Source organism: Methanosarcina sp. MTP4, from assembly GCF_000970045.1.
GTDB lineage: Archaea > Halobacteriota > Methanosarcinia > Methanosarcinales > Methanosarcinaceae > MTP4.
The window spans coordinates 4021285-4043053 of record NZ_CP009505.1 but is presented as its reverse complement, the minus strand read 5'-3'; the positions used below and the strand labels follow the sequence as shown (position 1 = coordinate 4043053).

At 48.2% G+C, this 21769-nt stretch carries 23 protein-coding genes; 5 read left to right on the top strand and 18 right to left on the bottom strand.

All coding sequences use genetic code 11. The annotated features are described in order from the left end of the window. Positions 1 to 49: 49 nt before the first annotated feature. Complete coding sequence (locus MSMTP_RS17015; RefSeq protein WP_394297402.1) at positions 50 to 460, bottom strand: universal stress protein; 411 nt, start codon at positions 458 to 460, stop codon at positions 50 to 52. A gap of 116 nt (positions 461 to 576) precedes the next feature. Then, on the bottom strand, positions 577 to 1029 hold the full coding sequence (locus MSMTP_RS17010; protein ID WP_048181959.1) for a universal stress protein: 453 nt from the start codon (positions 1027 to 1029) through the stop codon (positions 577 to 579). 208 nt (positions 1030 to 1237) lie between these two features. On the opposite strand from MSMTP_RS17010, the gene MSMTP_RS17005 reads away from it, so the two are divergent. Beyond that, positions 1238 to 2227, top strand: a complete 990-nt coding sequence (locus MSMTP_RS17005) for a hypothetical protein (RefSeq protein ID WP_231582839.1) — start codon at positions 1238 to 1240, stop codon at positions 2225 to 2227. Beyond that, positions 2224 to 2490 (top strand): hypothetical protein, encoded by a 267-nt coding sequence (locus tag MSMTP_RS17000; protein ID WP_048181955.1) that lies wholly within the window; start codon positions 2224 to 2226, stop codon positions 2488 to 2490. Before MSMTP_RS17005 ends, MSMTP_RS17000 begins: the two co-directional genes overlap by 4 nt. A gap of 65 nt (positions 2491 to 2555) precedes the next feature. Here the strand turns inward: MSMTP_RS17000 and MSMTP_RS16995 are convergent, their stop codons facing one another. Continuing rightward, positions 2556 to 3215, bottom strand: coding sequence for a TfuA-related McrA-glycine thioamidation protein (locus MSMTP_RS16995; protein WP_048181952.1), 660 nt, complete (start codon positions 3213 to 3215; stop codon positions 2556 to 2558). Between the two features lie 108 nt (positions 3216 to 3323). Further along, entirely contained in the window at positions 3324 to 4598 is a 1275-nt protein-coding gene (locus MSMTP_RS16990) for a YcaO-related McrA-glycine thioamidation protein (RefSeq protein WP_048181950.1), read from the bottom strand. A gap of 215 nt (positions 4599 to 4813) precedes the next feature. Between MSMTP_RS16990 and MSMTP_RS16985 the strand changes: the two genes are divergently transcribed. Next, positions 4814 to 5041 (top strand): DUF2892 domain-containing protein, encoded by a 228-nt coding sequence (locus MSMTP_RS16985; protein ID WP_048181947.1) that lies wholly within the window; start codon positions 4814 to 4816, stop codon positions 5039 to 5041. Between the two features lie 14 nt (positions 5042 to 5055). Here the strand turns inward: MSMTP_RS16985 and MSMTP_RS16980 are convergent, their stop codons facing one another. Then, positions 5056 to 5289: a PLDc N-terminal domain-containing protein gene (locus MSMTP_RS16980; protein WP_048183941.1), complete on the bottom strand. Its 234-nt coding sequence runs from the start codon at positions 5287 to 5289 to the stop codon at positions 5056 to 5058. 678 nt (positions 5290 to 5967) lie between these two features. Between MSMTP_RS16980 and MSMTP_RS16975 the strand changes: the two genes are divergently transcribed. Continuing rightward, positions 5968 to 6258, top strand: coding sequence for a hypothetical protein (locus MSMTP_RS16975; protein WP_048181945.1), 291 nt, complete (start codon positions 5968 to 5970; stop codon positions 6256 to 6258). A gap of 1046 nt (positions 6259 to 7304) precedes the next feature. On the opposite strand, the gene MSMTP_RS16970 is transcribed toward MSMTP_RS16975, so the two are convergent. From MSMTP_RS16970 to MSMTP_RS16925, 10 genes are all read right to left on the bottom strand, one after another. Continuing rightward, positions 7305 to 7652, bottom strand: coding sequence for a hypothetical protein (locus MSMTP_RS16970; RefSeq protein WP_048181942.1), 348 nt, complete (start codon positions 7650 to 7652; stop codon positions 7305 to 7307). A gap of 60 nt (positions 7653 to 7712) precedes the next feature. Continuing rightward, entirely contained in the window at positions 7713 to 7946 is a 234-nt protein-coding gene (locus MSMTP_RS16965) for a PLD nuclease N-terminal domain-containing protein (protein WP_048181939.1), read from the bottom strand. A gap of 70 nt (positions 7947 to 8016) precedes the next feature. Further along, the gene (locus MSMTP_RS16960) at positions 8017 to 8469 is read right to left on the bottom strand and encodes a hypothetical protein (protein WP_048181936.1); all 453 of its coding nucleotides are present in this window, start codon (positions 8467 to 8469) and stop codon (positions 8017 to 8019) included. Positions 8470 to 8589: 120 nt separating this feature from the next. Beyond that, on the bottom strand, positions 8590 to 10008 hold the full coding sequence (locus MSMTP_RS16955) for an MFS transporter (RefSeq protein WP_082090673.1): 1419 nt from the start codon (positions 10006 to 10008) through the stop codon (positions 8590 to 8592). A gap of 550 nt (positions 10009 to 10558) precedes the next feature. Next, positions 10559 to 12037, bottom strand: a complete 1479-nt coding sequence (locus MSMTP_RS16950) for a phenylalanine--tRNA ligase subunit alpha (protein ID WP_048181933.1) — start codon at positions 12035 to 12037, stop codon at positions 10559 to 10561. 273 nt (positions 12038 to 12310) lie between these two features. Continuing rightward, positions 12311 to 13624 (bottom strand): tryptophan--tRNA ligase, encoded by a 1314-nt coding sequence (locus MSMTP_RS16945; RefSeq protein WP_197076109.1) that lies wholly within the window; start codon positions 13622 to 13624, stop codon positions 12311 to 12313. Between the two features lie 432 nt (positions 13625 to 14056). Further along, positions 14057 to 15310, bottom strand: a complete 1254-nt coding sequence (locus MSMTP_RS16940; RefSeq protein WP_048181930.1) for a radical SAM protein — start codon at positions 15308 to 15310, stop codon at positions 14057 to 14059. A gap of 298 nt (positions 15311 to 15608) precedes the next feature. After that, on the bottom strand, positions 15609 to 16217 hold the full coding sequence (locus MSMTP_RS16935; RefSeq protein WP_048181927.1) for a translation initiation factor IF-2 subunit beta: 609 nt from the start codon (positions 16215 to 16217) through the stop codon (positions 15609 to 15611). 90 nt (positions 16218 to 16307) lie between these two features. Then, a complete protein-coding gene (locus tag MSMTP_RS16930) occupies positions 16308 to 16829 on the bottom strand; it encodes a 50S ribosomal protein L16 (protein WP_048181924.1) in 522 nt (173 codons plus the stop codon). 366 nt (positions 16830 to 17195) lie between these two features. Next, the gene (locus MSMTP_RS16925; protein ID WP_048181921.1) at positions 17196 to 18329 is read right to left on the bottom strand and encodes a DUF1786 domain-containing protein; all 1134 of its coding nucleotides are present in this window, start codon (positions 18327 to 18329) and stop codon (positions 17196 to 17198) included. 171 nt (positions 18330 to 18500) lie between these two features. On the opposite strand from MSMTP_RS16925, the gene MSMTP_RS16920 reads away from it, so the two are divergent. Then, the gene (locus MSMTP_RS16920; protein WP_048181917.1) at positions 18501 to 19040 is read left to right on the top strand and encodes a molybdenum cofactor biosynthesis protein B; all 540 of its coding nucleotides are present in this window, start codon (positions 18501 to 18503) and stop codon (positions 19038 to 19040) included. Positions 19041 to 19175: 135 nt separating this feature from the next. Here the strand turns inward: MSMTP_RS16920 and MSMTP_RS16915 are convergent, their stop codons facing one another. From MSMTP_RS16915 to feoB, 3 genes are read right to left on the bottom strand one after another with little or no spacing between them, the layout of a single operon-like run. After that, positions 19176 to 19451, bottom strand: coding sequence for a FeoA family protein (locus MSMTP_RS16915; RefSeq protein WP_052718447.1), 276 nt, complete (start codon positions 19449 to 19451; stop codon positions 19176 to 19178). Beyond that, positions 19448 to 19612, bottom strand: a complete 165-nt coding sequence (locus MSMTP_RS19785; protein ID WP_197076108.1) for a hypothetical protein — start codon at positions 19610 to 19612, stop codon at positions 19448 to 19450. Before MSMTP_RS19785 ends, MSMTP_RS16915 begins: the two co-directional genes overlap by 4 nt. After that, the gene (gene feoB, locus MSMTP_RS16910; protein ID WP_052718446.1) at positions 19609 to 21720 is read right to left on the bottom strand and encodes a ferrous iron transport protein B; all 2112 of its coding nucleotides are present in this window, start codon (positions 21718 to 21720) and stop codon (positions 19609 to 19611) included. Before feoB ends, MSMTP_RS19785 begins: the two co-directional genes overlap by 4 nt. Positions 21721 to 21769: the final 49 nt, after the last annotated feature.

Below are 21769 nucleotides of genomic sequence, written 5' to 3'. Positions count from 1 at the left end.
GATTCTTTCTATACAGATTCGGAAAAACTGATCTTAATGGTAAAGTTTTTCAGGGACAGGGCGCACGCACAACAAGCACCTCGGCTTTTGCGTTTCTTACGACCTTTTCCGTAACCCCTCCCAGAAGGAAGCGGTCAATCCCAGTTTTTCCCCGCGTCCCCATAACAATAATATCGATGTCGTTTTTTTCCGCAAAATTCAGGATCTCCTGGGCGGGGTATCCCTGCAGCAGGACGGTCTTTACCGTAACCCCTGACTCTTTTCCCATCTCCTCTATCTCTGTGGTTGCCTCACTCCCTTCCTTTCCGATTTCCCAGTCATAGCTTTCGGGCATAAGAGGAGTACAGCAGGAAGTAGCTGCAACGTATAAGGCGTAGACCTCCGCCCCGGTCCGTGCTGCAATTTCAATTCCCGAACAGGCTGCGCTTTTTGCGTTTTCCGAGCCGTCGGTTGCGACCAGGATTTTCCTGTAGGTTTTTCGCTTCGTAAGTTATCCACCCATTTGCAAGTTATTCTCTGGTTTATTTCCGGAACTTTCCTCTTGATCCTGGTTTCCAATTTCCAATTTCCGGTTTCTCAGGAGCCCTTTCCCCGTACAACAAGTACCGGGACCTTTGAGATCCGGACAACTTTTTCGGACACGCTGCCTATCAGGAAGCGTTCGATCCCGCTTTTTCCGAGCGAACCCATAACTACCAGGTCGACCTCGTTCCTTTCCGCAAAATTGACGATTTCTTCTGCGGGATGCCCCTCAAGTAGCACGGCTTCCACCTCAATCCCTGCCTCTTTTGCCTTTTCTTCCACGTATGAGGTGGCTTCCTTTCCCAATTCCCTGAACTGGGTGTACATGGCTTCTTCCCACCTGGGATCTTTCGGAACTGAGGAATAACTTGAGATGTCGATAACGTATGCCGTATGGACTTTTGCCCCGCTCATCCTTGCGATCTCAATCCCGGTATCAGCTGCTTTTTTTGCTCCCACCGAACCGTCGGTCGCAATCAGGATTTTTTTGAAAATTTTTCTCTCCATTATCTGATCCCTCAATGAATTTTACTCCCTTTTCTAAGCCTTTTATATGCCTTTTTTAATCCCTTTTCTAATTTAATCCCCTTATTTGAATATTGGCGCATCCATATTAATGATTTTCATCCAATAATTCCCGGTGCAGAGCAACAAACTTATTCTGCCAAAAGTAGCATATACTTCTTGTATCTATTTTGAAAGAGGAGGGTAGATTTTGGGTAAAAAGGGAATCAAATCACTCGGAACCCGGTCGTTCAAGATCCTTATTATTATGTCCATTCTCCTGGCTTTCACCTCCGGAAGCGGTTGCCTTCGGAGTTTTGAAGAAGAAAGTTACTACAATATCAGGGATATGGATATCTCTGCAGACCGGGTAGGGACTGCTTTTGTGGACCTAAACGTCACGACTTACGTTGAAAAATATCACGGGGATACGGAGAAAAACACTTCTCTCCTTCTCAAGGCTTACAGCAGGGAGAGCGGACTTCTTGTGGTTCAGAAGGAAGTGGAACTCGGAGCATTTGAAAACGGGGAAACAAAAGCTGTAAGCCAGGCCCTGAGCCTTCCGAAAACCGGGGGATACGAGATCCTTTCCGTCCTGTTTGAAGAAAAAACCCGAAAGGTAAGTGGGGAAATCAAAGTTTACAACCTGGACGCCCTGCCCGCCGATCTGGAGGACATAGGGCTTGAGATTTCCGAAATGGATTTTCTGGTAAGGAAGGTCGAAAACGGAAAAGTCCTGATTGAAAACGACATCTACCTGGCAAACGAGGGCAGGGAAACAAGCCAGGACTTCCGGATGCTTGTCAAGGTCCGGGAGCTGGATGCCGGGCTCCTGGCCGATAAGGTCTGGGCCGGGACCGGAAAAATCAGGCCCCAGACGACGGTCATAAGAAGTGTAAACCTGACAATGCCCGATCAGTACAACTATGCGGTTGAGGTCCTGATCTGGAACAACGACACTGTTGTCAAGCGCGGGGAAGACTACATCCAGCTCAGCCCGGAAATCAAGATTAAGGACGAGACCCAAACGGCAGTCAGGAAGATCGAGACAAGCGACTTCGAAAGCAGTGAGGAGAGAGTGCCGGTTCCTGAAGAGGAATACCCCATGGAAGAAGAACCCACTCCCGGATTCGGGCTGTTCCTTTCCGCAGTTCTGATGTGCTTTGCAGTGTTTTTGAGGTCCAGGAGGCGGTTTAGATGAATGAGGCAGAAGACATTAAAACAGGGTTGGAAGGGGTAAAAGAGGAAAAAACTTCGGACCTGGGAGATAACTTCAAAAAAGGAGTGTTTCTGATTGCCATGCTGCTCCTGCTTGTGGCAACTTTCAAGCTCTACTTTTCTATCGAACGAATAATTGATGTGTGGTTCGAGCGCCAGTACGTCCCCATTTTCAGGGCAGTGTATAACTTTTTAGTCCTGGTCGTAAGCCTGTACATCATCAGGCTGTACATCCTGAGGCGCTGAGTGTATATCCTGAAATGCTGAATACGTAAAAAGATTTGAAAACAGGGCTTAAAGGGACCTGAATTTCAGGCCTCTTCAAGCAATTTTTTTACGGTTTCGAGCACCAGGATCGCATCTTTCCTTTTTATGTCAACTTCTTTGTTTTTGCAAAAATCGAGCAGGACATCTCTTTTTTCTTCTGGAATCAGGCCCTTTTTTACCCCTTCTTTTACAAGTCCGAGATAACTCCGGTCCGGGTAGTAAGTATTGATTGCAAGTTCGAGGAGGGAATCCTGCTCTTCTCCTGTAACCAGCCCTGCGGCAAGAGCTGCTTTCAGGGTTTCCCTCATATTGACCAGGGGTACGGAAATGGATTCGAAGGTATCCGGGTTTGTGCTTACAGCCACCTCGTCGTCGGATTCGATCACGCCGTCCCTGTACCAGCCGTAGATTTTCCCGACTCCTATCATCCCGTGGGCATCCAGTTCCGAAGCCCTGAGGGCTCCCATGCTCGAGCCGCCCACAACCTTAATCCCGGCGTCCATTGCGGCTATTATCTCCCGGTGCCCTACCGCTGCCCGGTCAAAGAAGATCCCGTCAATAATCCCAATGACTCCGTATCCCTTCTGGATAAACTTTTGAAGCTGGAACCTCTTCACCGGGGGCTGGTAGTTCCCCCTGAGGATTTTCCTTGCCTCCTCATGGGAGATGCTTGAGCCGGCAAAGATAACTGCTTTTGTTTTCATGTCCGTCCCTTGGCTTGGTTTTTTTTCACAGCTTTATTTTTTTGACAGCTTACTTATCTACAGCTTACTTATCTACAGCTTACTTATCTACAGCTTACTTTCCGCGTATTATCTTCTTTTCCAGGGCCTTTCCCTTCTGTTCCTGGAAGAACCTCTCTTTTTCCCTGCTTTGAGCCTTTCGCCCTGGCGTTCGGGGTCGATTGTAAAGAGTTCAAAGCCCGGAACGATTACCCGGACAACCGGAATCGAGACTTCTTCTCTGGAAAGGTCCACGACAAGCACTCTCTCTACTTTCCCTCTGAGCTTTTCCAGCACCGTGTCGATGCCTTCGGCCGGGCTTGAGGTGGAGAGGTCAGGAACTTCTGAGAGGGAAACATGTTCTCCGTCTTCGAACCAGAACCCATTCAGGCGTTTCATCCTCTCGTACCCGATGTCCCGGATAAAACCTTCTCTTGAGGTATCTTCTCTTGCGCCCTGGATCTGGACGACCCTGGACTGGGCAGCTTCCGTGATGGCCCTGGAAACTGCGATTTCGGGTTTCAGGTGGGAGCCTGCGCCCATGACAAGGAGGGCCGGATCTTTGAGTTTCACGTCGTCTGCGGCAGCAATTGCCGTGGGGATGCCGGTATCGCTGGGGACGAGCCAGACTTTGAGGTCAACTCCGTTGTCCTTGAATTTCCGGGCAAGTTCGTATACGTACCCGTCTTCTTCCGTTAACACGATTTCTTTCCCGAGGTTCCGGTTGAACTGGGCCGTGCTGATTGCGTCCCTTTCGATGACTTCGAGAAGCCCGTGGAGGATGGCTTCCTCAAGCACGTTTCCGGAGGCAAGCCCGTTGGTGTTGCTTTTGAAGATTTGCTGGCACATTCCAGGGGGGTTGTAGGGGTGGTAGACCGCATTTACGTTCAGGAGCACGTCTTCCCCGTTGAGCAGGTCACATGCCCCTACCCATTCGAACATTGCATCCGGCTGGGGAGGCTGGGCCAGGAGAAGGGACTCGGGCTCAACTATGTTGTAGCTTTCGGTGGCGTTTTTGTATGATTCCACCATAACAGGGGAGGAAATATCACTTTTGATATTCGCGTTCAGGCCTGCCCTCTCTGCCAGGCAGCGCTCGAAACTTTCCATGATGGCGGAGATCCTGGCTCGTTCGTCGGTCGAACCTTTTCCCGAATATATGGAAATCGCACCCGGAGCCGCACTGGGGCGGATTGAGGAAAAGACCGGGATTCCGAGCCTGTCCAGGTTTGTGATGTCGGCGATTCTCGTGACGCCTATGTTTTTTAACTGGGCTTTTGTTTTTTCCAGGGTTGTGGCTTCATCATACACGCGCTGGCTGCCTTCAATGTATGAGAGAGACCTGTCAATCGTTATCTCGGACATAGTTAGAAACCTTCTCATTTCCTGTTATATAGCTTGTGATTTTTTACAGGGTGGATTGTTGCGGGTATTCGCCTGAGCTTAGTTGCATTTTCCAGGCTTCATATCCCTTAAATTACATTCTTGATAAGCTTGAAAGTAATGAAAACTTGAAAGTAACAATATATAGGGAAGGGGTCTATAAGTATGTTTAAGGGTTTATAAGGGGTTTTTGTCTGGTGGATCTTAAGAAACTGCTTCTGGAAGAAAACGTAGGGGGTTTTGACCTGATGTTCAGGGCTCTCCTGGGGGTGCTGGGTATCACTGCTCTTGCAATGAACCTTGTGAAAAGTTCTCCGTTGAAATGGATAACTGCACTAATTGCTGCTGTAGGGCTTTTCACTTCAATCACGCGGCACTGTTCTCCGTACCACCTTCTGGGGATCAATACTGCGAAGAAAAGATGAACGAGTTTTTTGCTTTATTTCCCCAGTTCCTGGATCCTTTTCGGCCGCCGGATGAGGTAGTAAAGAAAAGCTCCGATGACGTAGGTGAAAACAATAACGATAATCCATATTAATCGTGTGTTTCCTTCATCGGTTTCTTTTCGGAAGCAGTCAGCCAGCATCCAGACCCATAGGGCTAAAGAGACCAGGTACATGAGCCCGAAACTGAGGAAAATAAATAAAAAACCGAGGTTGACGTTTTCGAACATTTTGCAGCGTCCTTTATTTGAATAATTTTTTCTTTTTTCTTTTGCCTTCTTTGCGTTTCTGTTTGCAATTCTTTGTGCTAAAAACATAAAAGACTGCCTGAATCTGCGGGCCTTTTTGGACGTAATGCCGGTTCGAAATCGTCTTCCGGGTTTAATCAAAAAGGAGCTTCCTCAGGTTTTCTCAAAACTAAACTCGATTCTACAATTGATATAAAATATTCTATTAGAGGCAAATTTGCACACAAATTTCAGAATAATTGTTTATGTGAATTTAATTTCAATATTGGCCATTATCCAATTGTAGAAATGGATTGAGTTTTGAGACAGCCTCAGCCTATTTTTTTCTGTTCTTTTCCCCGCTTCTCTCCGTCATCCCTTCAGTTCCCCTAGAATTTTTCAAGTTTTAGGGAATTTCAGAGCTTTTCACCCCGAATGAAGGAGAAATAGAGTCGAAAATCTTGAATATTGAAGACCTTCACTGGAATGTATTGAACCTTGTAGGATATAAATGTGAAAATATCTATCTTTAATTAGAAGACCTGCCAAATGTAAGGTCTAATCAAAAACTTTATATTAAATAAATATCCTCTTTAGGTCTATTATATTGTAATAGGTAGTATTTCGGCATCGGCAAGTTATTCAATAAAGAGTAGTAAGTAGGCGGCAAAGAGGAATAAGATGGCATATACAACGAGAGATAAGAAAGCGATAGCAGCCCGTGAGGAATGGAATCTAAGACCGATTGATTTTGAAACCCATTTGACTGCCGAACAAATACGTTCGTATGGAGGTTCTCAAAGATATGGACGTGGTGGGAGATGGCTTGACCAACATTTCTACATATCCATAGGTGGGTATAAAAGTAAAGGAGGAATTCCATCTAAATTAAAGACGTCTGATGACGTCATTCCGATATCGCCAACAGATGTAAAAGAACTACAAAGTATAAACGCATTTAGAACAATGTAAAATTATGTGTATGAAAGGTGGTCTCCTCCATTTCAATGGTTGGATGTAGCCTTTCAACCTTTCCAACACAACTTTTTCTTTTTTACGGTGTTGGGTTAGAATCCACCTTGCTACCTCGCCATCACTTGGTGATTCTTCCAATATAATATCGGCTCTTCGCTGTTTCGAGTGGGTGGCTTACGTTCATTTCCCAAATGTCGAAGTAACATGTATAAAATTTAGAAATGTTTGCAGTCGAAAATCATATTCAAGCTTGATTTTTCTATCTTTGGTTTGGCTACTTCATAACTAATCAATTATTTTCAGTACCTTCATAACAGCGAAGACCCATTGCATCTATCGTCACACTGGCACATATTTTGATTTCAAGTGCTAAGCTGTACACTTCTTGTGCCTGTCAGGCCAATTATTAGGAATGACGATGGCAAGAGGATTTATAATTTGAGTGGGGATATAACAATTAGACCGTTAGCTGTTGATATTTAAACATTTCTTTAAATGGCAAGTATAATATGAAGCAAACTTGAAATTGAAGTATAATTGTGAGTTGAATGTATCCGATATATAATTGCAATAAAATAAATTAAAAAAGTGGAATGCTTTTGGGATAGAACATATTTTACATTAATATCTGTTTTATCCCCGAGCGCCGAAGGCGCTCGGTTTTTCTAGATTAAATAGAGAAAAGGCAAAAAGTAAAAGCAGCCACAAAAACCGGCAAGTGTGCAAACAAAACAGAAGCAGAATCAAATAAAACCTGTAAAATATTCTTTTTAAGCTATTTTTTTATTTCTTTTTGTGAGACGCCGCCAGCCAAGCTGGCGGAGGCGCTTATAAAGATGGGTTGAAAAACGTTTTCCGGGACAAAGGAAAATATTCTCGGACCTTGGGGGTATTTTTCTACAACATCGGATTCTTCTAACAGCATTTACATCTTTATTGTGTCTCAGGGTCGAGTGTAGGATTAATCTGTGACCATACTGAATTAAGCGCGTAATTCAATATCATGAGACATGTAAGCGTTTAAAGATGTAGCACTTTGGATATTAATAACAGTTCCACCCATAAGATTGCTTCCGCTTTTGGTATAAGTATGAAGCTATCCCAAATGCTATTAAAAATATGATCCCTGCTACAAAATCAAATCCAAATTCTGCCTTGTCTAAGCTGAATTTTACAAATGGTATAGGAATAGCAAGATTAAGTATAATTTCTACTCCCTCATATATTACTGATATTATTGAGTTAGTCATTACCTCAATATTATCTCCATAGGTGGTGGAATTCAGGGATTTTATTGCATATAGAAGTACACAAAGCACTCCACGTATCCAGATAAAATTTAGAAAAAAGTATTTTGTGTCTGAGCACAATCTTTTTTCATAATCAAACATAGTTGTATTCTTAGAATTATACTCCATATGTATTTTTTGTATGAAGCTCTTTTAGATATTTTATCTCCCAAGCTCCTTAATCCTTTTTGGCCGCTGGATGAGGTAGTAAAGAAATGCTCCTATAATGTAGGTAAAAACAATAACTATTACCCATATCAGCCGTGTATTCCCTTCATCGGTTTCTTTTTTTAGGCAGTCGGCCAGAGTCCAGACCCAGAGGGCCAGAGAGACCAGGTACATGAGTCCGAAGCCGAGGAAGACAATGACTAAATTGAGGGGGATATTCTCGAACATTTTTCGGCGTCCTTTATTTGAATAAATATTTTATTTTTTTTATATTTTCGTTTTTTCCTCATGTTCCGCTTTAGTTCCCATGTGTTGAGGGATAGATTGTCATCCCACTTTTGTGCAGGATGGCTCCACCGGTATCTTCTATCGTGACATCCAGTTCGTATTCGGAACCCTTCTCTCTCGGAAATTCGAGCACGATTGGGTCTGATGCCGTAACTCCTTCGTAAAGCTTTTTATCTGCACTTTCCTGAGTGTTCCCGTCCTGCTTGAATTCGTAAGTCATGTAACAGTCAAGGGTTGCATTCGGGTCTCTCGGGATATAGCTGAATACGAAGTGGTTTTCATAGTTTTCGGATTCGCTTACGAATGCATCGAGGGGTTCGTCTCCCCAAACAGTTACTTCCTGCTCAGCATACCCGCCGTCATGGTAAGAATTAAAAGAGACATAATTAATACCTACCAGGATTATTCCTGCGGAGATTATTATTAGAAAGAGAGCTATGAGCACTTTTGTAAGGTTATTCATATTAAGCCTCTGTGTTTCTTTGTGTTTCTATTTGCAATTCTTTGTGTTAAAAACATAAAAGTTTGCCTAAAATTACGAACTATTTTGAACTTATTGCAGGTTCAAAGTCTTCTTCCCGTGTTAAGTCCTGAGGCTTTTTTCAAAGATCCGCAACCTGAAGGTGAGCAAAAACACGAAATAAATGATCAGGGCTGCGATCAAAAAGGAAGTTCCTGCGAGCATTTCGTATAAAAGCCCTCCCAGGATTAGCCCTGTTATGCTGGCAAGGCTTCCGAAACTGCTTGCAAAACCCTGTACGGTTCCCTGGTACTGTCTTCCTGCAAGTTTTGAAATCATGGAGAGGAAGGAGGGCCACATGAGCCCGTCTCCCAGGGCAAAAAACCCGGCTGCAAGATAGGTCAGGAAGAGGTTTCCGGGAATCAGCAGCATAAAGTTCGTGCCCAGCATCAGGCTTCCGAAGATTATGAGGGTGGCGTCGGAATACCTTTTCGAAGCCCTGGAAAGCACAGGTCCCTGCACAAACACAAGCAGAGCGCTGAGGACCGTAAAGTATATTCCCATTTCCGCAATGTCCCAGTCCAGGACTGTAATTGCGTGCAGGGGAAATGCTGTGTAGAAGAGGTTGAACCCGAGAAAGATCAGGAAGTAAAGCCCCATCATGTAGGGGATGTGAGGAAGCCTGAGGACTTCCCTGAATCCCGGTTTTTTAATTTTCCGGGCGGTGCCGCATTCCTTTATCTGATATCCGAAGGCCTTTCTTACGCTTTTTGTTCTCTCGCTCTTCGGTTCCCCCGGGCCGGCAAGGGAACATTCCCTGGATTCCGGGACGTAGAAGACTATCAGCAGGGTCCCGATAATGGAAATGATTACGGCTCCAAGCACCGGCATTATTTCCCCATACATTGTAACGCTCAAAAGCCCTGCAAGGGCGGGCCCTACGATGAAGCCCAGATTGCTGGAAATGGACATTTTCCCGAAGTTCCGGTTCCGGTCCTTTTCTTCGGTTACGTCTGCAAGGTAGGCATTGGCAACAGAGACGTTTCCCCCGGTAAGCCCGTCAAAAGCCCTGGCAAGAAAAAGCACTGCAAGGGGCAGGGTTAAGACAAAAGCCCCCAGAATCTCCGAATCCACTTCCAGAAGAGTGGTAAGCGGCAAAAAGAGGGCGGCGAGGAAGATTATCCAGGACAGCAGGGTTCCCACCTGGCTCAAAAGCAGGACTTTTTTCCTCCCGTAGATGTCGGACCACCTGCCAAGGATCGGAGCCCCGATCAGCTGGAAGGCAGGGTACATTGAGCTGACAAGTCCGTAAATGAAGGCGTTTCCCCCGAGCCTTTCAACGAGGAATACAAGGAAGGGCAAAACGATGCTGAACCCCAGTGTCCCTATGAAGTTGACCGTCAGGAGAGGGAGTAGGGATACTTTTTCCCCGGTAGGGGTTTTCGGAATGCCTTCAGGGTCCTTCTCTATGTTTTCCTCTAAAGTGTTCTCCAAGACCTTTTCCTGCGTGTCCTCAGGAATCTTCCCCTTTTCCCCCTTCATCAGCTAATATTTCTCGTTTTCCCCAGATAACAGTTTACCTGAAAGGCAATTTGCCCGGAAGGTAATTCACTCCTTGATCCTCAGGACACTTCGTTGGATCATTTTTTTCATCAGATCCGGGGAGTCTCTTTCAGGTTAAATTTTTAGATTTTCCGAATCCCCCTCTTCAGTTATCTGGCTATACTTTTTGATTATCCGAATCCCCTTCTCCAGTCATTGGGGTGCATTTTTTAGTCATCTGAATACCCTTCTTCAGTCACTGGGATACACTTTTTGATCATTTGAATGCCCTCTTTCAGTCACTGGGATATACTTTTTAGTTATTCAAATGTCCTTTTTGGAAAAGGCCGGTCGCAGGTGACCGGTGAGAGTGCCGGTACCTGAAAAGCAAGTCAAAAAAGGGTTTCAAGGGTTAATTGAAGGATAGATTACGGATTTTTTGTCTGTATCAAAAAAGAAAAATTTGCCTGCTATAAGGGGCAGGCGAGTTTTATTTGAAGTTTGGTTTGACGTTTGATTTGAACTTTGTTTTTAGGATTGGAGTCTGTCTTCAGATCCTGCAGACTTCGCTCTTCCTGAGCCAGTCGAGGTCGGACTGGTAGAGCAGCCGCAGGTCCTTGAGTCCCAGTTTCAGCATGGCTACCCTGCTGACCCCGAGCCCCCAGGCAAGGACGGGTTCCTTGATCCCGAAGGGTTCTGTGACTTCTTTCCTGAAGACACCGGCGCCTCCGAGTTCCACCCAGCCGAGGCCGTCCACGTAGACTTCGGGTTCGACACTGGGTTCGGTGTAGGGGAAGTAGCCGGGGCGGAAGCGGACTTCTTCGAAGCCCATCCTGTGGTAGAATTCGGCAAGCAGGCCCAGGAGGTCGGCAAAGGACATGTCTTTGTCCATGACCACGCCTTCGAGCTGTTCGAACTCGGGGGTATGGGTTGGGTCGATGGTCTCCCTGCGGTAGGCCCGGTCAATGCAGAAGGCTTTCACGGGAGGTTCGGGGTTGTCTGCCAGGTACTTGATGGTGACTGCGGTCGTGTGGGTCCTGAGCACGTTCTTTTTTGGAAGTTCCCTGTCCCATTTTCCCTTCCAGCCGCAGGAGTCGATGTCCCCTCCGCATTCGTGCATTTCCCCTACCTTGTCGGCATATTCGGAAGGGAGTGGGGTCTTGCTGCCCAGGTGGAAGGTGTCCTGCATGTCCCGGGCGGGGTGGTCCTGAGGCTGGAAGAGGGCATCGAAGTTCCAGAAGGAGCTCTGGATTACATCTCCCTTGATCTCGGTAAAGCCCATTTCCAGGAAGATCTGCCGCATCTGCTCGATAAGGCGGCGGTAGGGGTGGACCTTGGCCCCGTAGAGGGGTTTTGGTTTTATGTCAAGCCTGTAAGGTCTGAATTTCTTGCCTTTCCAGGCCCCGCTCTTGAGTAAGTCGGATGTGATCTGGGCGATTTCCTCTTCCAGGACAAGGCCTTCTGCCGCAAGGGCAGTGCCGGCATCCGTGATTGCAACGGTCCGGAACTTTTCTTCGTGCTTTGTGACGATTTTCCTCTTGAGAAGGTCCTTTACTACCTTTGCGTCGGCTGAAAGTTCCTCAAGGGTCTTTGCTTCGCCTCCGAAGGCGGCAAGGATGGCTTCGTCCTTTCCGGCAGGGGCTTTCCCTGAAGGGACCATTACGCCTTCTTCGATCTTTGCCCAGCCTTTCCTAACAAGCCAGCCTGTTGCGATTCCCACCATTTTCGGGGAAAAGCGGCTCTTTAACTCGTCAAGGGGGGTCGGGCTTTTGAGGGAGTCGACTATCTGGCGTTCCGGAAGCCCGGTTTCGACGTAAGTCTCTCCTTCCCCGGTAAGGGCATAGCGCTCGAGCACTTTTTCGGAAACGGATGCAAGTCCCTTTTCCTCGAGCAGGAAGGCCGCCTGCATTGCTGCATCTACCTGCAGCCCTGATTTTTCTTCCAGTTCCCCGGGAGCAGCGGACCCGAGTTCCTGGAGGGCGAGTAAGACCTTCTTCTCGTTGATTGTGAGATTGTCCTGGGCACTCATGTTTTGATCACATCCTGATATAATCTTGAATAAATCCTGAGTAAATCTTTAGTTTAAATCTTTATAGTCAAGGACCCGAATTCCTTCACAAATCTCAAGTGAAAGTTTAACCACAGAAAGCACGGAAAACACGGAATAAAGGAAATAGGGGCACAATTCTTCCGTGTTTTCTGTGTCTTCCGTGGTTATAAAGTAAGTGTAAATATTTACGTCCGGGACCATAGTTTAAATCCTTAGTTTAAATCCTGATATGTATAGTATAATCCAGTAGTTTTATTTTTTGTACATTATCCCGTACTCATCGAGCTGTTCCCGGGCAAGTTCCCGCTTTTCCTGGTGCTCTTTGAGGAAGTCGTGCATGAGTTCGGAAGCCAGCTGTTTACAAGAGCCGCACATCCGCTCCCCTGAGAGGCATTCTTCCCTGATCTCCAGCAGCTCTTTGTCGTCTTCGAGCAGGTGGAAGAGCATCAGTTCGAAGACCGAGCACTCGTCGGGTTTCCCGCCCAGTTTCTTCTGCTCTTCAAGGGTTACGCAGCCGCCGGTTTTTGCCCGCTTGACTTTCTTTGCCCCATCCTTCGGGGCGTCCGTGAGGGCGATGTGACTCTCCGGGATGCTGCTCGACATCTTCCCGCCCTGCAGCCCGCTCATGAAACGGTGGTAGGTGGAAGCTGGGGGTATAAAGGCATAGCCTCCGAATTCCAGGGCTACGTTCCGAACGATTTCCTCAAGCCCTGCCCGGTTGGAAAATTCGAGCACATCAACGTGCGCTTCATAGAGTTTAACCTTTCCAGGGATGCGTTTCTTTAGCTCTTTCAGAGCTTCTTTTGAAGCGGCTTTTCCCCGGACGCTCAGGTACGGCCTGCCGGTCTTACTGTCTTCCCGCTCCTCAATCCTGAACATGTTCATCTTGCCTGCCAGGCCCCTGGTTAGCCTGAGGTGGGGGTCCTGGTCCGGGCCCACGGGTACGACCACGGGTTTAGGGCCTCCAAACTCTTCGAGCTCGGGCTGGAGGATGTCTGCAGCCTGGGTTGCCACGCTGAGCATGTGGGAGAGGTTTGTTTCCCCTGAAAAACCGTAGATAGCGCTCAGTTCCGAAAAATTGACCTTTGAGCCGAGTTCGAATGCCAGGTCCTTGACACTTTCGCACCCGGACTGGAAGTAGATAAGGCCGTCAGGCTTGAATCCGAGGGCGATCAGGCTCAGGATATATTCTTCGACCCCTATATCCCTGCACTTCTGCCAGGAAAAACCGCGCACGGAATACGCTTCCCTGTCCGCGATCCCGACAAAGGCATCTGCGCCCTGTTCCTGGTGCCAGACTATCTGGTCCATGACCATCTTGTGTCCCAGGTGGACCTTGCCCGAGGGCATAAAGCCGTCCATGACCGAAAATGGGGCACCTGTCCGCATAGCCTGTGCAATCTGTTCGTAGTCGCGGTGCCCGAAGATGACTTTTCTCCGCATATACATGTGCGGGGAAGGGATTTCCGGAAGCACGGTCTCGAAGGGGGAAATCCCGAATTCTTCGAATAACTTGGAATAGTCAGTAATGTCGTTTGAACTCCAGGGGTCAAGTTTCGTATCCATAAAGTCCCTCAGTGGATGCTGGTTTCCTGAATCAGTTGCCTCAGGGCAGCCAGCTTTTTCTTGCTGAATCTTAATTAGTTTATTTCTTCTGAATTTCAATTAGGATGTAAATTCATGTTTCAATTGAAACGCTCTTTAAAAATACCTGCTCATATGTAAATGTTTATCTCCGGATAACCTGGCACCGGAATACACATTGGAAACGAAGCTCCTGCCTCAAGGAAGGAAAATCCATATGAAACCGGTAAATTCTGATAAATTCGGATGAAACCGGTAAATTCTGATAAATTCGGATGAAACCGGTAAATTCTGATAAATTCGGATGAAACCGGTAAATTCTGATAAATTCGGATGAACCCGGTAAAGTCGGAGGGCATCGGGAGCACAAAGACTCTTTTAAAAAAAGGATGGTCGGGCAGTCCCCGAAAACGTTTAACGCCTGTAAACTTTTTCAAACTCATAAGGAAGCTTTGCTCCGGCAGGGATCCTGTCAACAAATTCCAGGAATTCCGGGTCGTGCATGGGGCTTAAGTTCTTTTGCCTCTGGAAATAAGGGTAGCTCCTGATCCTCTGCCAGATGTCTTTCAAAGGTTCTTCTTTGACGTTTCCGAACTTAAATGGAGGGTACGGACTCGGCTTTACATCTCCGTCTGCAGTGACATGCATCCAGCGCCTGCCTGCCATGGCACCCAGCATTTGCCCCTCAAAGTAGGTGTTTGCAAACATCCGGGGACCTTTCGGGCTGGCATTGATCCGCTCGTACATCTCAAGGATGGCTCTCCTGTTCTCGTCGGAAACAAGGGGTTTTTCTCCTGCATTTTCTCCGGCTTTTGGCATGGCTTCCCAGACCGAGAATTCCTGCACCCCGAGTTCCGATGCAAGGGCATAGAGGGCCGGAAGCTCCTGCATGTTTGAGGGAGAAGCGTGCGTTGTCATGGCGACCATGAGTTCGGTGTCAAGAGCCGTTTTGATGGCCGATACTGCCCTTTCGTACGCCCCACTGGCTTTCCTGGTAGCGTCGTGTTTTGCCGGGTCCGTGGAGTAGACCCCAACCATCAGGGCATGGAGTCCGGCATCTTTCAGGTGGCGGGCGGTTTCTTTTGAAAAGTCTGTTCCCCAGGTGGAACTATTCACGATTGCGCGTTTTTTGTCCACGTACTCGATAAGCTCGAAGACCTCCTCCCTGAGCAGGGGGTCGTTTTCCGTAAACGTGATGATGAACGTGCCAAGGTCAAGGGCTTCGTCGATCACTCTTTTGAGGGTTCCGATATCCAGTTCGTCCTCATTAGTTCCCGGGGAATACCTTGCACTGTTCTGGCGGGTCAGCTCGATGGAAACGGTTTCCGGGATGTATTTCCCGATAGCGATCTGCATCTCGGCATAGAGCAGCCTTTTGAACGCAGGGCCAGGAATCGGGGGCAGCCAGGCTGAGGCGATTACGTGGTCTTCCCTGACAAGAGCGGGCTTTTCCTCTCGCAGGCGGGAGTTGATTTTCTTGAGGATAGGGGAACATGCGGCTTTCAGGGTCCCGCTGGCAGTAAGTTCCAGGAAATCTCCTCTGAGAGGGTTCTTTGCATGTTGAAGGTTGACCCGGAGCCCGGGGACCGAGAGGATTTCAATGGATTTTCCATTGGCAGGAATTTCCACTCCACTAATTTCCTCTGTGTTGTTTTTCTCAGGAGTCATTTTTAATCACAAATCCTGATCTGGCAGGCCTGGTGTTTTTCTCCTACCGGATATTTTGTGTAGAATCTGAAATTTGTGTAGAATCTGAAATCAATCTCGTTAAAATCAATCTCGTTAAAATCAATCTCGTTAAAATCAATCTCTTTTAAAAATAAAATTAAGATGCTTAAGTCTAATCCCCGGATTTAAAAACCAGCCGGATTTCAAGAATCTAAAAAGAAGTTTTTGCGAGAACTTTCCGTAGTCCGGTTGCCCGGAAATCTCTTTCCCGAAAGTTCCCGTAAAGAAATGCTAAACCTCAAGCCCTCTCGGAGAAGGCGAGGTTTCCGCTGATTTTCTTGATCTTTACCTTGACCACATCGCCTTTTGAGGCACCGGGTACGAAAATTGTGTACCTGTCCACCTTTGCGATCCCGTCGCCTTTGGAACCCACTGCATCGATCCTGAATTCGTAGACTCCCCCTTCCTCGATTGCTTCCCTTACTTCGGTCTGGGTAATCTTTCTCTTTTTGACAGGCCTGTGGGCACCGCATGCGGAACACTTCAGGATGAGTACCCGGTCCACCCGGACGAGCTGGGTGTCAGGACGTCCGCATTCCGAGCACATGACGTACTCGTCCACGTAAGCCTGGATGTTATCCGCAAGCTGGGTCCTTGTGAACCTGCCCTGGAAGACTGCACGGGAGCCTTCGATCTTTCCTGCGGTTCCCAGTTCCCTTGTAAGGTATTTCATAAGGTGGTCAGGGTCCCGGTTCAGGATATCGGCAATGTTTCCAAAGTTGTCCAGGATCGTGGCTTTACCTTCGGAAAAGGTTCTAGGTTCGGGGATTACGAATCGAGCGTCGGTGGTCTCGATATCCGGTAACTTGGCAATCGCACGGTCCAGGAGCTCTTCGTAATCATACATGTTTATACTTCCTTATCTGTTTGCAGTTTTCAACTGCTCCTTCGGTCATTTGAAATTCCATTTTCGGGTGCTTTATAACCTGAAATCCACTTACTGGATCAGTTCGGCGCCCTTGTCGACGACGATCCTGACAGGAGTCGGAAGTTTCTGGCCTGCATGCCAGAGTGCGTCTTTTGCGGCCTCGAAGTTTTCCTTCTCCACAGCCACGGTGAAGATCTTCTGCATGGAACTTACCCTTGCTGCGGTCCCGACGTTCTTCCCGTATGCTCCACGCATTCCACTGGACACACGGTCAGCACCAGCGCCTGTTGCCTGCTTGTTTTCCCTGAGTACTTCGTGGGGGTAAACCCGGAGCTTCATGTAGTAACCCAGCCTTCCGACTGCTGAGACCAGGTGCCTGTTTGCAGTGATACGGGCTGCTTCAAGAGCAGTGTGCCTGATCTGGCATTTCTCTTCTGAGACCAGGGAAATCCTTACCGGGAAATCGGTGTTTGACTTGTTTCCCATGTCGTAGTGAATAACCTGACTTCCGGGGACACCGCCCATGTACTTTCTTCTGGTAAAGGAGCGCTGCTTTACGTTCCTGTACATACTTGCTGGCTTTCTTACCATTAGCTTAAATCTCCTGAAAGATGATGATTTTGATTGTAATTGATTCTAATTTTAATTGATTTTGATTGTAATTTTTTGCAACGGAATAGTTTGCAATTGCTACAATTAGGATTATTTGTATAATGCCTGCAAAGAACCGTCCGGCGTAGAGTGCGCACATATGGGATGCGCATACAGGCATGGAGAGATGTGCATATAGAGATACTTGCCTGTATTTACATTTATCTGTAACCGGTTCTCCGCCCGGTCATGTCAGAAAGTTTCCTTTTCGCCCTTTGTTTTCCCGGGCCCTACGGGGGTTCCGGACCTGACATTTGCCCCTGAATTTTTATATATTCCGGGCTTAGGTGACTTACTCCCTAGTACTTAGGGGTTTATAAGTTTTATTGATGTTTCCGGGTATTTCTTAAAAAATCCTGCAAGTAACCCGAAACAGCCCGAGAGCATCATGCTCCCGAAAGGTGCTGCAAAATGCAGCTTTTCCAGAATCTCAGGCCGGATTTCTTTTTCGGGAAGTTTTTCGAGCATTCCCCGCTTCGGCCCCGTAACCACGACCGAACGGACGCTGGAAAAGCCCGTGGCTTCCTTTATGTACGCTCCGTGCCCCCCATCTTCAAAGACCTCGTCAAAACCAAGGCTCCCATCGGCAAGCCTGATTATGTAATCCTGCAATTTTTCAGGGTTCATGCGGGAACTGTGGTGTTCGAAGAGGGCAGTAATCCTGTTCTCAAGCACGAGGGCTCCGAGAGTGTGTCCGTTTCCGATGTTCACCACAATTGAGGGCTGCCTGGCTACAGGGTCCGTGAGTGCCCCAAAAATCGCTGCAGGCCCGGTGTCCATGAATACAGCCTTAATTTCCGGGGCACCCTCTGCTCTCAGGGTTGTTTTCAAGAGGGAGTCAGCCTGGGCTTTCATGCGGGTGAAGGCCGGTGGGATTTCCTCTGCCATGTACACGAAGCACTCAAGTTCCCCTCCCTTCTCGATGAATTCCCTGAACAGTTCAAAGCGGTACACCCTGTTACTTTTATCAGGGGCGTTCCCGTGGTCCTGCACTGCCACTGCGAGTTTTTCCGGAACCGTAACCCCAAAGCCTGACAGGGCTTTCGAGACCGCTTCAGGGTCAAAATCCCGCATGACGATTTCTACAGCACTCCCGGAGGCGGTGAGTTCTTTTGCCTCCTCTTCGGAAACTATCCGGACCCCGAAAGCTTTCACTTTCTCAAGGTTGTCGTGGATCGTCAGGGCAGCCCTCTCTGTTGCATATACCAGAAAACCTGCCTGCAGGTGAGCCTTTACAGCCCTTCCCGAAGGCCCTCCGCCCATGATGGTCCCGGTAAATACTATGTCCTTTCCGGTTTGCGTTGCTTCCATAACTTTTTCCGCAATGACCTGTGTCGGGGAGGGCATGACCATGAGCAGGCTGTTTTCCATCTCTTTTTCGGAATCGAAAAGCAGGATGTCCTGCGTTCCCGTTCCTATGTCCGCTGCAAGTATACGCATACCTGAGCAATGGGGCTGATAAATTATTAAAGTATAGGGCGCATAAGCGGGATAAACCGGAAAATGGGACGATTTGCTGCACTGTAAAGAATCTGGATTAAAAAATTTGAATTGAAAATTCGGATTAATGGATTTACTAGAAACAGTTTGAATATGGAGGCTTGGATTCGAATGAAAGGATCAACACCCGAAATTCACAAAAGAGATACAGGAAAGTCTTATTCTTTCGCAATAATCACGATTTCGACTTCAAGAGCTGAAAAATTCGGAAACGTTGGGTCTCCTGAAGAGGCTGAGGACCTCTCCGGGAAGGCAATGTATGACCTCCTCAGTGCGAGTGGCCATGCCGTGGCTTTCTACAGGCTTGTCCCCGATGAGGAACACGCGATCTCAGGAGCCGTAAACTCCGCCCTTTCCAGCCCTGTAGACATCGTGATCACCAGCGGGGGTACGGGCCTGACCTCAGGAGACGTGACAATCGAATCCATCTCACCTCTTTTCGAAAAGGATATCCCTGGTTTCGGGGAACTTTTCAGGTACAAAAGTCTCGAAGAGATCGGGACTGCAGTTATCCTTACCCGGGCCTCTGCAGGGGTTATCCGGGGAAAAGCGGTATTCTGCCTCCCGGGTTCTCCCAATGCCGTGAAACTGGCTCTCTCAGGGATCATTGTCCCGGAAGCCGGACATATTGTCAGGCATGTGGGAGAATAATTCTTCCGCCCTTTCTTTCTCCTCCTTTTCTTCTTCCTTTTCTTCTTCCTTTTCTTCTTCCTTTTCTTCTTCCTTTTCTTCTTCCTTTTCTTCTTCCTTTTCTTCTTCCTTTTTCCCTTCTTTCTTTTTTTCGTGTCAGCAGCTTACAAAAATATGGTCCGCTATTTCCCTGTCCACGGCGTACCGGGTCTGGTCTACTTCAAAGAGGAAAGAGGGCGTGCGCCGGAGCAGGGTTACGGGCATTCCGGGCAGGACTCCCATTGCCATCAGTTTTTGCAAAATTCCCGGGTTTTTCGTTTCCAGGTGGGAGATTTTGCCTCTTTTTGCAGGTTCCATTGAGGAGAGAGGGGTGTTTCCGGTTTTCATCCTGAAACTTTCCACGGGGGAAATAAGTGCACTTTTAGTTTTCATTTGAACAGGCTCCTTATGAGTTTTATTACCTTTGTTTCTTTGACAAGCTCATACCCGCAGCTGGGGCAGCACTGCTTGTTGCAGCTGTGAAGTTTCCCGCAGCCGGTACATTTCGTTTCTCTGGCTTTTGAAAACTTGTAACCGCAGAGGGGGCAGTTCACAGGACCACCCCCAGGGCACCTAGCATGTTGCTTACAATAAAGCCGACAAGGAAAGCCGAAGGGAAGATGAAGCCCGAGATTGCAAGGGCGGTTTTCAGCCCCCTTTCTTTTACGGTCATCATGAACTGGGCAATGCAGGGCATGAAGAGGGTCAGGGTGACTGCCGCCACCACAAGCTGCACGCCTGTTAGTAATCCCGAATCATGCATCCCGTAGAGCCCGGCTGCCCCGAAATCCCGCCTGAAAAAGCCGAAAAGGAAGACCGTTGCTGCGTCAGCGGGCAGGCCGATCCATTGTGTGGGATATTCCATGGCTTTCAGGGCAAGTTCAAAGAGCCCTGTAAGCCTGCCGATCCAGATCAGGACGCTTGCCAGGACAAACAGGGGCAGGACTTCCAGGAAGTACCAGTGCATCCTGGAGTAGGTCTTCACGGCTATGCTAGATAGCCTGGGCCTCCTGAGAGGGGGGAGCTCGAGGATGAAAGTGGGATTTCTGCCAGGCAGGACTTTTGCAGCTAGGTAACCTATGAAGAGAAACTCCAGAATGATCACGCCTGCCCAGATCAGCAGTCCTTTTGGGTTTCCGGAGAGGATTGAGAGGATGATCCCGAGCTGGGCCGAGCAGGGGATTGCCAGGGCGAGCAGGACGGTTGAAATTAGTTTCTCCCTTCTGGTTTCCAGGGTCCGCGTGACCATCGTGGCCATGGTGGAACAGCCAAAGCCCAGGACCATTGGGATCACCGCCCTTCCACTGAGCCCTATTTTCTTGAACATGCCGTCCACGAGGAGGGCCAGCCGCGGGAGGTATCCCGTGTCTTCAATAATTGAAAACACAAGGAAAAAAGCCCCCACGATCGGAAGGATGAGGGCAATAGCATAGGTCACTGCCTGGGTAATGATTCCGTATTCCCCCACAAAGAGGTCCTGCAGCAGCGGGTAGGGCACAAGTGCGGTGAACTGGGCGCTTACCCAGGGGTTTATGTGGGCACCAAATACCGTATTTTCCAGGAAGTCAACCACGGTTCCGGCCGCAAAGACCCCGACGAAACGGTAGAACCCGAAGTACAGGATCAGGAAAAGTACCGGGATGCCCAGGACCGGGTGGGTGAGTATGCTGTCAATGTTCTCGGCAAGAGCGATTTTTTTTGCCCCGACCTTTGCTTTCCTTGCCGCAACTTCGGACTTTTCTTTCCTTCTGCCCGGGCCTTCTGTCTCCTCTGAATCTGTATAAGGCATAACCTGTTCCACGATCTCGTTTACGTAGGCCTGGCGCTTCAGGGTGATCAGGTATGCAAGGGGGGAATCTGCCTGCTTTGAGGCTTCTCCTGCTATGGACCTGAGTCCGCAAGAACTCCTGTTTTCACATCCGCAGCTGCCATTTTCCTCTTTTTCGCTCACTTTTTCAAGGGCTGTAAGGTCTTCCTGGAGCAGCAGGAGGGCGAAGGCTCGTTTTGAGATCCCGGGATCCCCTTCCTCTTCCAGTCTTTTTTCAATTTCCTCAAGGTATGGGTCAATGTTTTTTCCGTACTCTATTTTCGGCACGTTTTCGGAAGATTTGAAATCCGCAATTTCGGTTTTAAGCTCCTCAATGCCTCTCCCTTCACTGGAGACCGTGCCGATCACGGGGACTCCGAGTATCCGGCTGAGTTTTGTCCTGTCAATTTCAATCCCCCTATCTTCTGCCTCATCCATCATGTTCAGGACCAGGATCAGGGGGAGCCCGGCTTCGAGAAGCTGCACTGTCAAGGGAAGCATGCGCCTTAGGTTTCGGGCGTCCACCACATGGAGGCATACATAGGGTTTTTCCCCTAAGAGCATCCGCTGCGAGACTCGCTCTTCTTCGCTTATGGGATGCAGGGAATACATTCCAGGGGTATCGATAATTTCATACTCCCCGTTTCCTATCCCCCCCTTCCCCCGGGTGATTTCCACGGATGTGCCAGGGTAGTTGGAGACCACGGCGTAACTTTCGGAAAGGGAGTTGAAGAGGCTACTTTTTCCCACGTTCGGGTTTCCGACCAGGACGATTTTCGGGAGTGCGTTTCCCGGTTCACATCCTGCGTTCCGGCAGCAGCAATCTTTTTTAGGACATATCAATGGTAGTTTCATGATTCTCCTTCATTATTTAGGTCAGCCTAACTTTTGTTCCTATTCGGAT

Bases quoted from the DNA above. Each gene is read 5' to 3' on its own strand.
- MSMTP_RS16990 (WP_048181950.1), bottom strand. From the start codon at position 4,598: ATGTCCGAGATAACGATTGACAGGTCTCTCTCATACATTGAAGGCAGC.
- MSMTP_RS16975 (WP_048181945.1), top strand. From the start codon at position 5,968: ATGGCATATACAACGAGAGATAAGAAAGCGATAGCAGCCCGTGAGGAA.
- MSMTP_RS16940 (WP_048181930.1), bottom strand. From the start codon at position 15,310: ATGACTCCTGAGAAAAACAACACAGAGGAAATTAGTGGAGTGGAAATT.
- MSMTP_RS16980 (WP_048183941.1), bottom strand. From the start codon at position 5,289: ATGTTCGAAAACGTCAACCTCGGTTTTTTATTTATTTTCCTCAGTTTC.
- MSMTP_RS16930 (WP_048181924.1), bottom strand. From the start codon at position 16,829: ATGGTAAGAAAGCCAGCAAGTATGTACAGGAACGTAAAGCAGCGCTCC.
- MSMTP_RS16915 (WP_052718447.1), bottom strand. From the start codon at position 19,451: ATGAAAACTAAAAGTGCACTTATTTCCCCCGTGGAAAGTTTCAGGATG.
- feoB (WP_052718446.1), bottom strand. From the start codon at position 21,720: ATGAAACTACCATTGATATGTCCTAAAAAAGATTGCTGCTGCCGGAAC.
- MSMTP_RS17010 (WP_048181959.1), bottom strand. From the start codon at position 1,029: ATGGAGAGAAAAATTTTCAAAAAAATCCTGATTGCGACCGACGGTTCG.
- MSMTP_RS16995 (WP_048181952.1), bottom strand. From the start codon at position 3,215: ATGAAAACAAAAGCAGTTATCTTTGCCGGCTCAAGCATCTCCCATGAG.
- MSMTP_RS16945 (WP_197076109.1), bottom strand. From the start codon at position 13,624: ATGGATACGAAACTTGACCCCTGGAGTTCAAACGACATTACTGACTAT.
- MSMTP_RS16970 (WP_048181942.1), bottom strand. From the start codon at position 7,652: ATGTTTGATTATGAAAAAAGATTGTGCTCAGACACAAAATACTTTTTT.
- MSMTP_RS16925 (WP_048181921.1), bottom strand. From the start codon at position 18,329: ATGCGTATACTTGCAGCGGACATAGGAACGGGAACGCAGGACATCCTG.
- MSMTP_RS16935 (WP_048181927.1), bottom strand. From the start codon at position 16,217: ATGTATGATTACGAAGAGCTCCTGGACCGTGCGATTGCCAAGTTACCG.
- MSMTP_RS16960 (WP_048181936.1), bottom strand. From the start codon at position 8,469: ATGAATAACCTTACAAAAGTGCTCATAGCTCTCTTTCTAATAATAATC.
- MSMTP_RS16950 (WP_048181933.1), bottom strand. From the start codon at position 12,037: ATGAGTGCCCAGGACAATCTCACAATCAACGAGAAGAAGGTCTTACTC.
- MSMTP_RS16965 (WP_048181939.1), bottom strand. From the start codon at position 7,946: ATGTTCGAGAATATCCCCCTCAATTTAGTCATTGTCTTCCTCGGCTTC.
- MSMTP_RS16920 (WP_048181917.1), top strand. From the start codon at position 18,501: ATGAAAGGATCAACACCCGAAATTCACAAAAGAGATACAGGAAAGTCT.
- MSMTP_RS17000 (WP_048181955.1), top strand. From the start codon at position 2,224: ATGAATGAGGCAGAAGACATTAAAACAGGGTTGGAAGGGGTAAAAGAG.
- MSMTP_RS16955 (WP_082090673.1), bottom strand. From the start codon at position 10,008: ATGAAGGGGGAAAAGGGGAAGATTCCTGAGGACACGCAGGAAAAGGTC.